The following is a 14,974-nucleotide window of genomic DNA, read 5'->3' as shown; positions in this document are numbered from 1 at the left end:
TTACATTCAAAAAACAAATTATGGAAGATATAAAATGTTGTGTCGTGTCGTTTGAAAAACCGCTTGACGCAGCGTATTGGGAAACCCAATACAAAACCAAAGCCACCGGTTGGGATTTAGGTAAAATATCTCCTCCTTTACAAACCTATATAGATACGATAGAAAATAAAAGCATTTCTATTTTGATTCCCGGTTGCGGGAACAGCTATGAAGCTAAATACCTTTTGGAACATGGTTTTACTAATATTACCGTTATTGATATTGCGCCAACACCGGTTGCTGATTTAAAAGAGAAGTTCAAAAACAATTCCAATATCCAAATCATATTAGGTGATTTTTTTGAACATCAGGGAAAATACGATTTGATTATTGAACAGACTTTTTTCTGTGCTTTGCCTCCTACCCTTCGTCAAAAATACGTTTGGAAAATGCATCACCTTTTGGCTGATCAAGGAAAATTGGCAGGATTATTATTTACTAGAACATTTGAAGTAAGCCCTCCTTTTGGCGGAAGTAAAGAAGAATATGAGACACTTTTCACAGCAGCTTTTGAATTTTTAAAAATGGATGTTAGTCTGAATTCGATTTCACCAAGAGCGAATTCGGAATTATTTTTCGAATTAAAAAAGAACAACAAAGTCAATGTTAATCTTTATGAATTTGAAGGAATTACCTGTGACGGCATAGAATCAATCACAAAAAAAATTACTGCACTAGATGGAATAGCAAATGTAAGCATGAGTAGTGATTGTGTGGAGGTACTACTTGTCAGTAAAAAAGAAATTGAAGTTACAGCTTTACAAAATGTAATTTCTTATGATAAAAAGTATCAAATTAAAAAAAGTTAGTAATATAAATTAGTTTTTTTTTCAAAAAAGTGAAAGAATTATTATTTACAAATTGGCATATTATGCGCTTAGTTCGTCTGGCGTTTGCCCTATTTTTATTTGCTCAAGCCTTTATATTACGAGAATGGATGTTAATCGCCTTTGGGTTATTTTTTTCATTCAAGTGCTATTTAATTTAGGTTGCAGTTCTAATGGTTGTACTATTTAAAACAATAAATACAGTAAAAATGAGTAATTTCAACAGTATTATCCAATCAGAAAAGCCCGTTTTAATAGACTTTTTTGCAACATGGTGTGGACCATGCAAAATGCTTAGTCCCATTTTAAAAGAAGTAAAAGACAGTTTAGGAGACCGTGTTTCAATCATCAAAATTGATGTGGACAAAAACCAACAAATAGCGTCTCAATACCAAGTACGAGGTGTCCCTACAATGATTTTATTTCAAAATGGAAAACAATTATGGAGACAATCCGGCGTACTGACTAAAGAAGATATTATTAAAACTATTATAGAAAAAAGTAATGCATGATTAGAAAAGCAATCCTCATCACAGGATTAGGGATAATTATAGGAGCCATCGCAGGTTATCTGTATTATTACAATATAGGTTGCGCTTCCAGAACATGCGCTATAACTTCAAAGCCATTAAATAGTACTTTATACGGTGGATTAATGGGTGGATTACTATTGAATATGTTTGTAAAGAATAAATAAATTCGATTCCTTTATAACTTAGCAATATGAAGAAATTCCCTCAATATTACAGGCTTTCAAAATCTGAATCTTTATTTGTAAGGGAACCGTTATCCCGACTTAAAAACTTAGTTTTTTTATGTAAAGTTCTTTATAACTTTATTAATGCATTTCGAAAAATGCACTTTATTGGACCTTGCGTAACCGTCTTTGGTTCTGCTCGATTTGGTCCTGAAACAACTCATTATAAAGATGCTGTGAAAATTGGTGCAAAGTTAGCCAAGCTTGGATTTACAGTAATGACTGGCGGTGGCCCTGGAATAATGGAAGCAGCAAATAAAGGCGCTTATGAAGCCGGTGGCTACTCTGTAGGCTGTAATATTGTTCTTTCTGTAGAGCAAAAACCCAATCCTTATCTCCACAAATGGATTTATATCCCTTATTTTTTTGTTAGAAAAGTAATCCTGATAAAATACTCTTATGCGTTTGTTGTTATGCCAGGAGGAATAGGCACTTTGGATGAATTATTTGAAGCATTAACTCTCATTCAGAATAAAATAATAAATAATTTCCCGATAGTAATTTTTGATAAAAAATACCACGAAGAATTAATACATCATATCCAAGTGATGTCAGAAAATGAAAGTATCAGTCCCGAAGATATGAAACTTTTGTTTGTGACTGATTCTGTTGAAGAGTTAATAGCGCACATAAAAAAACATGCAATCAAACAATTTGGTTTAAAAAAGCAACCCTATGAATCAAAATGGTGGTTTGGTGAGAGAAAAAAAAGATAAAAATAACTCATAGCTGAATTTATTTTCAGCTTCTTTTTGATTTCGGTAATAAATTTAAAAATTATTTATCCAACCATTTATGCAGAATTAATTCTAGATTTGATTTAACAATAGGCTTAGAAATATAATCGTTCATACCCGATTCAAAGCATTTTTCTTTTTCTCCTATCATTATTCCTGCTGTTAAGGCAATAATAGGAATATTTTTAGCTTTTTGTAATTTTCTGATTTCGGTTGTTGTTTCATATCCATTTTTTACAGGCATTTGTATATCCATTAAAATGATATCCAGCTGCTCTTTTTTACACAATTTTATTGCCCCAAGTCCATCAGAAGTTTCAAATATTATACAATTAGGAACTATTGCTTTAAGAAGTGTTTTTATCAAAAGCATATTAATTTTATTATCCTCAACAATTAATATTTTAATGGGATTCAAAATTTCAGCAGTTATGCTACTATTTTCCGCTTTCAAATTGCTCTGGTTTGTCTCTATTAAATGTTTTGATTTTTTAAGCTCAATGGTAAAGAAAAAATTACTTCCATGTCCATAATCACTAACTAACTCTAATTTGCTGTTCATCAAACTTAGAAGTTGATTAGAAATTGCTAATCCCAAGCCAGTCCCTCCAAATAAACGTGTTATAGAATTATCTTCTTGAACAAACGACTGGAATATTTTCTCTTGATTTTCTAATCTTATACCAATACCTGTATCTTTTACTGAAAACTGTAATCTAGCTATATGTAATCCTGGGTTCGATTTATTACAAATATCCAATACAATTTGACCTGATTTTGTAAATTTTAATGCATTACCAATTAAATTCACTAAAATCTGTTTTAATCGTATGGAGTCACCAAAGACATAATGTGGTACATTTTTATCAATATTTAAAACTAAATCAATAGTTTTTAAAGCCGCCTGATACTTAAAAAGATCAATCACTTGATGTGCTAGTTCATAGAGATTTAATTCTTCACTATTTAATTCTAATTTCCCTGATTCTATTTTTGAAAAATCTAAAATATTATTTACAATTTCAGCTAAAATTGTTGCCGATTCATTTACCGTATTCATATATTCTAACTGATTTTTATCAAGATTTGATTTCATCAACAAATCAGTAAAACCAATTATTCCGTTTAATGGAGTTCTGATTTCGTGGCTCATATTCATTAGAAAACTTGACTTTGCTTTATTAGCGGCTTCGGCTTGATCTTTTGCTTTTGTCAATTCTATTTCCAACATTTTCATTTCCGTAATCTCGATAAAACTGGTAACTATTTCCGTTATTTCACCATTATAATCAAAAACGGGAAATCCATTTAATAAAAGCCATATCGTTCTAGTATTATCAGGTCTTTTAATTCCCATGATAAAATTTTTGATTGGTTGTTTATGGCTAATAATTTGGTTTACAGGATAATTTTTAATTGGTAAAGCTTCATATTTTTCATTTACAAATCTCCATACCGGATTAATCGCTACTTTGCCCTTCATTTGATTGGTACTCAAACCTATCAATTCTGATGCTTTAGGATTAGACAAAATAATAGAAGTGTCTGGACCATGAACAATAATACCAACATCAATATTATTCAATAATCCGCGATATCTTTCCTCACTTTCGCTAAGTGCTGTTTCGGCTAATTTTAATGATGTGATATCCACAACTGAAATAAGGGCCTCTTCTCTATCCTGAGCAACAATACCTGTAAGATACACGTTAGTTATAGTAATATCATCTAATAATAAGTTAATCTCACAGCTTTCTTTGACAGTGCTATTAAATACCTTTTCTAAAAAAAGATTAAAGATTGGCTTTGTATCATTTGTAACAAAAAAACCGAACTGGCTCTCTATTAATCGAGACCTTTCCTTTCCTAACATTTGGGATCCTGTCAAGTTTAGTGCTATAACTTTTCCTGCCTTTGTTAGTGTAAAATAGCCAGACGGAGCAAAATCATATAAATTCACATACTTTTCAGTAGCAATTTCTGCTTGTTCTTTTGCAACAATAAGTTCTTCATTTTGCATTTCAAGTTCTATTTGATGAACTTCAAATTCATGAATAAGTCTCAAGGTATCCGCTTCAGAGAGATTAAAATCTAACTTTGGCTTTTTATTTTTTTGTAATTCCTCCGCTTTTTCCCGAAGAATCACCATGGCTTCAGGTTTATTTTCAGTTTTTTTCATAATTTCCGCCTATGTTAAAATATTGCCTTTTTTTAAGAAATGATTGGGGAATTATATATGCTCTACTCTAATTTGAAATACTTATTTTAATTAACGATTCGGGATTTCATGGATAAAGCATTGAATCACTTTATGGTTTCCTATAAAATACATCGTACTGGTAAACTCAATTTTTATTTTTTTTGCCTCAGCCGTTTCAATTTCGATATCGCGAAAATGAACATTTTTTTTTTGATTTAATTCTTCAAACTTTTCCATATTTGGAATAATATTTTTAAAAAAAATAACTTTCCAAATTTCTTTCCCTATAAAATTTTCTTTAGTAAGACCTAATAAATCTATCAAAAATGGATTTAAGGCAGTTATTATTCCTGTTTTGGGATTCAGAAATAAAACTCCATCCTTAACTGATTTAAAAAGATGATTATAACGTGTTTCTGAAAAGACTAATGCATCTTGTGCCTCTACGCGATCCGAAATATCACGAATAATACATTGTACTACCTTTTTATCATTTACTAAATATACGTTACTTACAAACTCTACATTTATTTTTCTTCCATTTGCCGTTTCAAGCGGTAAATTTTCATAACGAACAAATTCCTTTTCTTGCAGTTCTAAAAATTTATCTTTATTGGCAACTATATCTTTCAAAGAACCAATTTCCCAAATAGATTTTTCGATAAACTGATCATGTGAATAGCCTAACATTTCAACCAAATAGGGATTTACATCCATAATCATTCCTGTATCAGAATTCAGAATCAGAATTCCATCTTTTGCAGATTCAAAAAGACGACGGTACCTGTTCTCCATTTTAAGGGACTCTTCTGCCTGCTTTGCTGTTGTAATATCAGTAAAAGTAATTACGATTCCATCAATACGGTCATCCAGAGTACGATAAGGCATTATCCTGACAAAGTAATATCTGCCATCATTTGTCCCCACTTCCTTTTGAATAGGTGTGAGTGTTTTAATAACTTCAAGAGCATTACTTTCCATTTCCGGATATTTCAAATCGCAAACTAAATCGGTAAAAGGTCTTCCTGTATCAGCTGCCCTTAATTTAAATATTTTTGTTACCGGATCTGTAAATCTTCGAATATTTAATCCTTTATCCAGAAAAAGAGTAGCTATTTCAGTGCTATTGAGCAGGTTTTTCATGTCATTATTTGCCTGTTCAAAATCAACCAACTTACTTTGAAGTTCTGCATTAACAGTTTGCAATTCTTCATTTAGACTTTGTAACTCTTCTTTGGAAGTAGTCAATTCTTCGTTCGTGGACTGCAGTTCCTCATTAGTTGATTGCAACTCTTCGTTAGTAGATTTCAGTTCCTCTTGGGAGGTTTGCATCTCTTCACGAGTACTGTTTAAATCTTCATTACAACGAATCAGTTCAGCTTCTAGTTCTTTTTGTTTTCTGGAAACACTTTGTTTTTTTTGTTTTAATGTGTTATCATCTGACTCTTCACTTTCTGGTACATCACTGAATACCAGCATAATCATCCCTTTTAAAGCATCTGGACTTTCGATCTGTTGGAGTGTTAAATTTACAAAATATTTACTCCCGTTTTCAACTATTTTTACATTTTCAATTTTTACAGGTTCAAAGCTATGTAACGCTTTACGAAAAGCAACTGGCAATTCATTTCTCAAACCTTCACGAGCCATTGCGTGTATATTCCAGTTTGCTTTACCAGCTACTGGTTCTAGATATTTTCCGGTTCTTCCGGTAATATAAATAATGTCTCCTCTATTATTAACTAAAATACTTGCTGGTGAAAAACGTTGGAGCAAAATTTGATCGGCAAGAATTTGTATGTTTTCAACAACCTTAGTTTCTTTCATAATATCGGTAGTTAATCTTTTTATTTGGGAAAAAGAACTTGGAAAGTTAGTAAATTCAGGAACAACTGATTTTGAAGTACGTCTAAAAATTTTTAATTTGGAATCAATTACTTCAAATCCTTTGATATTGCTTCCAACGGTTTCTGCAGTTCCCAATACCATTATCCCGTCTGGATTAAGGCTATAATTAAATAGCATTATCAATTTATTTTGCAACTGTGGCTCCATATATATCAACATATTTCGGCAAGTCAATAAGTCTAACTTTGTAAATGGAGGGTCTTTTATCACGTCATGAGGAGCAAAAACTATCATTTCGCGAATGGAAGTATTCACACGATACCCCATTTTTTCAGTATAAAAATACTTGTTGATTCGCTCTGGAGATATATCTTTTATGATGTTAGATAAAAAAAAACCTTTTCTGGATTTTTCTATCGCTACAAGATCTAAATCAGTGGCAAAAATCTGAAATTTAATATTTTTCTTCTTTCCGATTTTTTCCAAAGCTTCGTCAAAAATTATAGCCAAGGAATACGCTTCTTCACCAGTTGAACAGGCAGGAACCCATGCTCTAACTGTATAATCATCCGGCAGATCTTTCAATAAATTGGGAATAATTTCCTCCTTGAGTTTTTCCCAAACGGCAGTATCTCTAAAAAAACTGGTAACACCAATTAATAATTCTTTGAAAAGCAATTCAACCTCTTTTGGGTTTTCTTGTAAAAAACGGACGTAGGTTTGTATTTTATCGATTTGATGAATTGCTTTTCTCCTTTCAATACGTCGCATTAAAGTATTTTTTTTATACATCGAAAAATCATGTCCGGACTGTTCACGAATCAAGATTATAACTTTATCAATACTACTTTTACTTTTAACAAGTACTTCAGAATCCATGTTTATTTCAGGAAAATATTTAAGTAAGGCAACCAGTTTAGCGGGTAATTCCTCTGCGGGAGCAACTATATCTGGAATAACAGCTTCGATTGCATTGCGTGGCATACTATCAAATTTTGCCGAAGTGGGTTCTTGAACAAGTACAATTCCATTTTTTTCTTTAATGGATTTTAACCCTAAACTGCCATCAGATCCCATTCCGGAAAGAATAATTCCTATACTTTTTTCCATTCGGTCTAACGCCAAAGATCTGAAAAAAACATCAACTGGTAAGCGTAAGCCACGGGATTCAACAGGTTCAAATAAATGCAGTTTCCCTTTTAAAATAGACAAACTTTTATTTGGCGGAATTACATATATGTAGTTTGGTTTTACTTTAAGTGTATCAGTGGCCTGTAGCACCTTCATTTGTGTCATTCTTTGCAATAGCTCAGGCATGATTCCAATATGTGTAGGATCCAGATGTTGAACAACAACAAATGCCATACCGGTATTATTAGGCATATTTTTAAAAAATAATTCTAATGCCTCAAGTCCTCCCGCTGAAGCCCCAATGCCAATAACTGGAAAATCATCATCAGTCCCAGACAAGATTGAATCTGATTTCAAATCTAAAACTTTGTCCTCTCTCCGACTGATTTGATTTTTGTTTATCATCACGAAATTAGAATTTTCTATATCTTTTATTTATTGAGTCGTATTTCTTTATACACAATTATTTTTTTTATTTCAGCAATAATTATATGGCTAAATTAATATGTTATTGTGGGTATAATTACTTTTACGCAAGAAAAAAAGTAAAAATATCTTTACTCTTTCGCAAAAAAATAAGTGCTTTTTAACAATTGACTAGCTTTTTTTTATAATAAAATTTAATTTAACTTACTAAAAATAGCTTATCTGTATTAAACACAACACTTTATTGTTGTTAATTTAAATATCCCGCTAATTCCTGCCATAATTAATGTTAAATTTAGTGAAAATAAATATTTTTTACAAATAAATTAAATTCAATACTCATTAAACAAACTGAGCTGGTAAACTTCTTTAAAACAAAAAAAGTGCTTAAATAATAAGCACTCTTTTCAATTTTAAAAATAAAATTATTTTTTAGTCAACCATTTATGCAGTATTTTTTCTAAGTCAGTTTGAATAATTGGTTTTGCCAGATAATCATCCATTCCTGCTTGAAAACATTTTTCTTTATCACCAACCATTATTCCGGCAGTTATTGCAATTATTGGAACGTTTTCAGAATCTTTTAATTTCCTTATTTCATCAGTTGCTTCATATCCATTTTTATTTGGCATTTGAATATCCATTAAAATGACATCCGGTTTTTCTTTTATATATTGTTCGACAGCCTCATTTCCATCCTTAGCTTCAAGAATAATGCAGTTAGATACGATTCTTTTCACTAGTGTTTTTGCCAAAAGCATATTAATTTTATTATCCTCAACTATTAAAATCTTTTTATCACTTAGACTTTCTATAGAAACAACTGCATTCTCATTAATCGTATTAACAGGCTGTAAATCTATATTTTTCTTATGTTTTGACTTAATAAATTTAATGACAAAGAAAAAATCGCTTCCATCTCCATATTTGCTGATTAATTCTAATTTACTGTCCATTAGTGCCAAAAGCTGATTAGAAATAGCCAATCCTAATCCAGTTCCTCCAAATTTTCGATTCGTCGAATTATCTTCTTGTACAAAAGAATTAAATATTTTTTCATTGTTGGCTGTTTTTATACCTACTCCAGTATCTTTTACAGAAAACTTAAGGGTTGACCATTTTTTATCTACTGGAGATATTTCATTGATATCCAGTCGTATTTCTCCAAAATGGGTAAACTTTATGGCATTACTCAATAGATTTACTATTATTTGTTTTAGTCGAACAGAATCTGCAAGGATATATTGCGGAACATTTTCATCTATATGGAGTGTTAAATCTATCCTTTTTTGATTGGCTTGATATTTAAATAGATTTATAACCTGATTCGTTAATTTAAACAGATTTATTTCTTCGATATCCAATTCTAATTTTCCTGATTCTATTTTAGAAAAATCTAAAACATCGTTCACGATTTCCATCAATGAAGTAGCAGATTCATTGATAGTGGTCATATACTCTGCTTGGTTTTTCTTCAGGTCAGACTTCATTAATAAATGAGTAAACCCAATTATTCCGTTTAATGGTGTCCTGATCTCATGACTCATATTAGCAAGAAAATCCGTCTTGGCTTTATTAGCGGCTTCTGCTTGTTCTTTAGCTTTTATTAGTTCCAGCTCCATCACTTTTTGATCTGTGACATCAACGAAACTAATAACAACTTCAAATATTTCACCATTGGAATCAATTTCAGGAAAACCGTTGATTAAAAGCCAAACAATGTCATTAGTTTCCGGTCGATTTACACCATATATCTTGTTTTTTATAGCTTCCTTAGTCTTTATTATTTTATTTACAGGATATTTTTCAATTGGTAAAGCGGAACTATCTTTATTCAAAAATTTCCAGGCGGAATCAATAGCTGTTTTCCCTTTCATTTGGCTATCGTTCAATCCTAATAGTTCAGCCGCTTTTTGATTATTTAATATGATTGAGGTATCCGAAGCATGAACTACTATCCCTGCATCAATATTATTTATTAGACCACGGTATCTCTCTTCACTTTTAAGGAGTGCACTATCTGATTGTTTGGCACTGGTTATATCTCGAGATAAACATATGAAATGTATCTCATGTTCTTCGCTTTCCTGCATGGGAGCAATTGACAGTTCAAACCAATGCAAGCCATCCGGTAATTGCAATGAATATTGCCACCCGGTAGAAAATCCCTTTTCAGCAGCTTCTTGTATTGCTGACAATACTAAATTTGCAGCATCTGTTGGTAATACTTCCGAAAATGTTTTACCTAGCAACAGTTCTGCAGGTAATGCTAATATATCATCCCTACGAGAATGGTAATTATAAATTCTACCTTCTATATCAACTTCAAACAGTAAATCAGGAATTGCGTCTAATACAGCCTCTAATTTTTTGTGTATTTTCTTAAACTCTTCTTCTATTTTTTTACGTTTACTAACATCTCTTACTATTGCTACAATACGTTTATCAACAAGTGTTTTGGCAGTAATTTCTACAGAAATCATCGATTGATCGCGATGCCGCATATTACGCTCAATTAGAGTTTGTTGACCATTAAGCAATTCTTTCATCATAATGGGTCTTAATACAAGCTCATCAACGGTATATAAATCTGTCAATTTTTTTGTACAAAGTTCCTCCTTGGTATAGCCAAGCATCATACAGGCGCTTTCGTTTACCTCAAGTAAATTTCCTGAAATATCGTTAATAAAAATCGCATCTGAGGCCTGTTCTATTAAACTTCGATATTTTTCTTCACTATTAACAAGCTGCTCTTTTATATTTCTCAACTCTGTTATTTCAGTCATGGAACCGATAAAACGTGTTGCTCTTCCTAGTTCATCTCTAATGATAACAGCACGGTCGTAAAAATAACCATAACTACCATCTCCTTTTTGAAAACGAAATTCATCTGACCATATAGTAGTTGTACCAGCATAGGTTTGTTCCAGTTTATTAATAACTCTTTCCTTATCATCTGGATGAAGTCTAGAGCGCCATATGACTTTATTATCAATTGCACTTAACTCACTATTATTACCGAAATTAAAAAGTTCCGTAAATGCTTTATTATTCCAACTTTGCCCTGTCAATAAATCCACTTCAGCTAGCGCATCGTTAGTGGCAACCGAAATCATCTCAAATCTTTCGTTAGCACTTTTAATTTGTTTTTCCGCTTTTTTAATTTCAGTTAAATCTAAACCCATTCCTAATACGCATTTTTCACCTTCATATTCTATGGAAAGTGAATTAATATAATACGGAATTTTAGTTTTTGCTTTTGTATAAAATTCAATTTCAATTCCCGGTAATTTATTTTTAACTCGTTTTGAATTATTTTCTAATACCGTCTTTATTCTTATTCTAATTTTTTCTTTTTCCTCTTTATCAAATAAATCCAGGGGGCTCATTTCGACTATCTCTTCTTTATTATATCCAGTAACATCTTCAAAATTTTTGTTCCATTTTACAAACTTACCGGATTCATCATAGAGATAAAAAACACCCGGAAGATTATTGATTATTGTTTCTGAAAGCTGCTTTTCCTTTAAAATCAGATCTGCTGCAATTTTACGTTCTGTAATATCAGTTGTTGTACCTATGTAGCCCACAACCTCATTTTTTGTATTTTTCTCCGGAATAGCTTGTCCCATTACCCATGAAACTGATCCGTCAGGGCGAACAAACCGAAATTCTGACAAGGAAATTTCCTGATTATAAGTTGCATTTTCCCAATTATTAAATAATGTTTTTTTATCATCATCATGGACAGCAGTGAGCCAACCATTTCCTAAAGCCTCCTCATAAGATAAACCCGAAATTTGACACCAACGGGGATTAACATAAGTGGTGTATCCATTTATATCCGTACGGAAAATTCCAACAGGTGATACTTCCGTAAGTGTATGATAACGCTCTTGACTTTCAAAAACGGCCTCTTCTGCTCTTTTGCGCAAAGCTTCTTTCTCAAAAACCTCTAATGCAAAAGCCACATCATTTGTTGCTTCTTCTAACAGTGCAATTTCCTCTGCATCAAAAAAGTTTTTCTCACCGGCATAAAAAGAAAAAACACCAATTACTTTTCCGAATTTTTTTATTGGCACCACAATCGAAGAAAAATAGTCTCGTTTTAAGGCTTCTTCTTTCCAATGCACCATTATTGGATCATTTTCAATATCATTACATACCACATGCCTTGCTTCCCTAATAGCAATTGCACTAGGCCCTTTGCCATGCGATACATCTTCTATTGAAATGATTTTTGTTTTAGCAAGATACCCACTATCTTCGCCAGACATCATTCTTGGAACTAATTTTTCACTATTTTCATCTACTAAGCCAATCCAGGCCAACTTAAACTTCCCTAATTCAACAGCTATTGTACAAGCCTCTTTAAAAATGGTTTCTTCATCAGTTGTACGAACAATCATTTGGTTTATCTGGCTAATAAATAAATACAGTCGATTTGCTTTAATAAGTTTTTGTTCGGACATAACCCTTTGGGTGATATCCGTTATAATTCCATGACAAATAACGGTTCCTTCTGGTTCAACCACGGGCAAAGAGTTCACTTCATGCCATACCAATCCTTTTATTGGGTGATTGTAACGGTATTTCCCTTTTAGAGGAACTAATTTAGATTTTGTTTCAATAATGCTTTGCACAACATAATCTAAATCTTCAGGATGAATCAATGAAAAAATGGCATTAGCATCATATTGAATCTCTTCATAAGTAAATCCGTAAATTTCTTCAATCGCATTACTGGCATACGGATAACATAATGAGCCATCTTTATTTTGACGCATCGAATAAATAAGGCCTGGTGAAGTTTCTGCTATTTTAGCAAATTTATTTCTTTCCTCTTGAAGTAATTCTAATGCTATTTTACTTTCAGTAACATCTCTTAAATTAGTTACTACACCTCTTATTTCAGGGTCATCAAACATATTGTTGATAACGCCTTCCATCCAGATATAATATCCTTCTTTATGTCTTACCCTTAACGAAACAGGAAAAGGAAACCCAGGATTAGCCAAAACTTTTTTCATTATTTGTTGGATATTCTCTACGTCATCTGGATGGATGTATTCTGGGGTAGAAATTTTCTCAAATTCTTCATGAGTCCATCCGGTAATTCGTGCTGCCGAAGAACTGCGGAATATAGTAGTTAAATTTTCATCAATTAAAGAGACAATGCCCTCATTATTTTCTAACATCGCACGAAAACGCTTTTCATTTTTGGCAATTTTGTCTATTGCCTTTTTACTTTCAGTAATGTCTTTTGCAAAACCTAAAAACCTGTTATCTGAAAGTTTTACAGCTTCAACTGACCACCATCTAATTTCTCCATTTTTATGAATCGCCTTAATTTCTTTTTTTGCTATTCCATTATTCAAAAGATTTTGAAATTCTTTAAAGTAATCTTCCAGAGATTCAACAGAAGAAAGATCACCAAACTTCATCCTTAACAGTTCCTCTTTAGAATAACCCGTTAAAAGGACTGCGGCAGGGTTTACATCTAAATAATGCCCTTTTTCATCTAAAACAAAAACTCCATCTGGTGCACATTCTATATAATTCTTAAACTTAGCATTGCTTTCTTCTTCAATCACTTTTAGTTTATAATCAACTTCAGCTTGTTCATTAGCTTTAACTGCAAGCTCATTTTGTTTTTTTAAAGTAAAATCTTGCGTATTACCCCTGATTCCACATACATCCCCATTATCATCTAATAAAGAAAAAACAGTTTGATTGAACCACTTTACTTTTTTATTAAAAAAAGTGGCCCTTTGTTCTATTTCAAAAGGTTTTTTATCAATCATTAATTGTGTTATTTTTTCTTGAAATAACGTTTTATCTTCTTGAGAGAAATTATTTAAATACTCTTGGAATAAATCTTGATTTTTCTTTTTTTCAATTTCAAAAATAGTGTACAATTCATTAGACCAAATTATTTCCTTAGTTCTAAGATTGAATTCCCAAGTACCCATTTTTGCATTTTTTTGCGCATGGTTTAATAAGTTTTCACTTTTAATTAATTTTTCTTGGGTATTTCTTATCTCTGAAATATCTCTTCCTATTGCATAAATATTTCCAGAAGAAATACTATTTGCAATCCATTGAATAGTAACAAACTCACCATTCTTTTTTAAGAATCTATTCTCATAATTTATTGAAGGTATACCCGTAGAAAGTCTTTCAATCTCTTTTAACGATCTTTCAAGATCATCAGGATGTAAAAGATGCAGTAACGAATTATTGAGTAATTCTTCTTTTGAATATCCCAAAATAGCAACAAAAGCTGGATTTATCTCTTTGAAAAAAGCATCAATTCCAACAATGCAGACTAAATCGCTGGACTCTTCAATAAAGAACTTAAAAGTAGCTAATGATTCTGCTTTTTTTTCTAATAGTTCTATTTCTAACTTCTTTTCTTTTAATTTATTAAGCAGATCGGTATAGGTAGGTTTAGCTTCTTTCATGCTCATAAAATTCAAATATTAATCAATATTATTATAACTTTTAAATATAATAAAAATACCCAAACGATTAATATATTATTTAATAAAACTATTTATAGAGCTGTTTTTATAAATATACTCTATCGGGTATAATTATAAAAACGCTAATTCGATTTTTTTTCTGCGCAGTAAAATGAAAAAAAAGAAAATCTTTTTTGAAATTTTTCTTGTTCTCGATACAATTTTATATCGAAAATCACTCAAAATGACGAAAATTATCATCAGAAATTATTAGTTCTAAATATATTTAAAATAAATCTCATAAGCTTATTTCGTTACCGAGATTTATGTGTCAAATTATACACTTCGGATAAATTTGGTATAAGAAATCAGAACCAGTTACGACATCATGGAAATCCGAAAACAAATATTTCTTTTATGTAAATATTAAATCAACAATCATAAGCAATTCGTCTTAAACACTTAAATAATAATAATAACTTACTATAATACAATGCTTTACATAAAATTAAAATAGTTTTAACAAAAATATAACTTACACTTGT

Annotated in this window: 7 protein-coding genes; 4 read left to right on the top strand and 3 right to left on the bottom strand. The window is 31.4% G+C overall.

Features of this window, described 5'->3' with window-relative positions:
• The first annotated feature begins 20 nt into the window (after positions 1 to 20).
• The 4 genes from ACNQGG_RS08730 to ACNQGG_RS08715 all read left to right on the top strand — a co-directional run bounded on the left by ACNQGG_RS08730 (position 21) and on the right by ACNQGG_RS08715 (position 2,339).
• Positions 21 to 848: a methyltransferase gene (locus ACNQGG_RS08730; RefSeq protein ID WP_417963079.1), complete on the top strand. Its 828-nt coding sequence runs from the start codon at positions 21 to 23 to the stop codon at positions 846 to 848.
• Between the two features lie 191 nt (positions 849 to 1,039).
• Complete coding sequence (gene trxA / locus ACNQGG_RS08725) at positions 1,040 to 1,378, top strand: thioredoxin (protein WP_470303374.1); 339 nt, start codon at positions 1,040 to 1,042, stop codon at positions 1,376 to 1,378.
• Positions 1,375 to 1,563, top strand: coding sequence for a DUF6132 family protein (locus ACNQGG_RS08720; RefSeq protein ID WP_417963075.1), 189 nt, complete (start codon positions 1,375 to 1,377; stop codon positions 1,561 to 1,563). The genes trxA and ACNQGG_RS08720 overlap by 4 nt, the downstream gene beginning before the upstream one ends.
• 158 nt (positions 1,564 to 1,721) lie before the next feature.
• On the top strand, positions 1,722 to 2,339 hold the full coding sequence (locus ACNQGG_RS08715; protein WP_417963073.1) for an LOG family protein: 618 nt from the start codon (positions 1,722 to 1,724) through the stop codon (positions 2,337 to 2,339).
• A gap of 61 nt (positions 2,340 to 2,400) precedes the next feature.
• Here ACNQGG_RS08715 and ACNQGG_RS08710 read toward each other — a convergent pair whose 3' ends face one another.
• From ACNQGG_RS08710 to ACNQGG_RS08700, 3 genes are all read right to left on the bottom strand, one after another.
• Positions 2,401 to 4,539 carry a response regulator gene (locus ACNQGG_RS08710; RefSeq protein WP_417963071.1) on the bottom strand — a complete coding sequence of 713 codons (2,139 nt, stop codon included), beginning with the start codon at positions 4,537 to 4,539 and terminating at the stop codon, positions 2,401 to 2,403.
• Positions 4,540 to 4,629: 90 nt separating this feature from the next.
• A complete protein-coding gene (locus tag ACNQGG_RS08705) occupies positions 4,630 to 7,896 on the bottom strand; it encodes a chemotaxis protein CheB (RefSeq protein ID WP_417963069.1) in 3,267 nt (1,088 codons plus the stop codon).
• A gap of 494 nt (positions 7,897 to 8,390) precedes the next feature.
• On the bottom strand, positions 8,391 to 14,429 hold the full coding sequence (locus tag ACNQGG_RS08700) for a PAS domain S-box protein (protein ID WP_417963067.1): 6,039 nt from the start codon (positions 14,427 to 14,429) through the stop codon (positions 8,391 to 8,393).
• Positions 14,430 to 14,974: the final 545 nt, after the last annotated feature.

Origin of the sequence: Flavobacterium esculini (assembly GCF_048284325.1) — a bacterium.
Classification (GTDB): domain Bacteria; phylum Bacteroidota; class Bacteroidia; order Flavobacteriales; family Flavobacteriaceae; genus Flavobacterium.
This window is presented reverse-complemented; position numbering and strand designations above follow the sequence as displayed.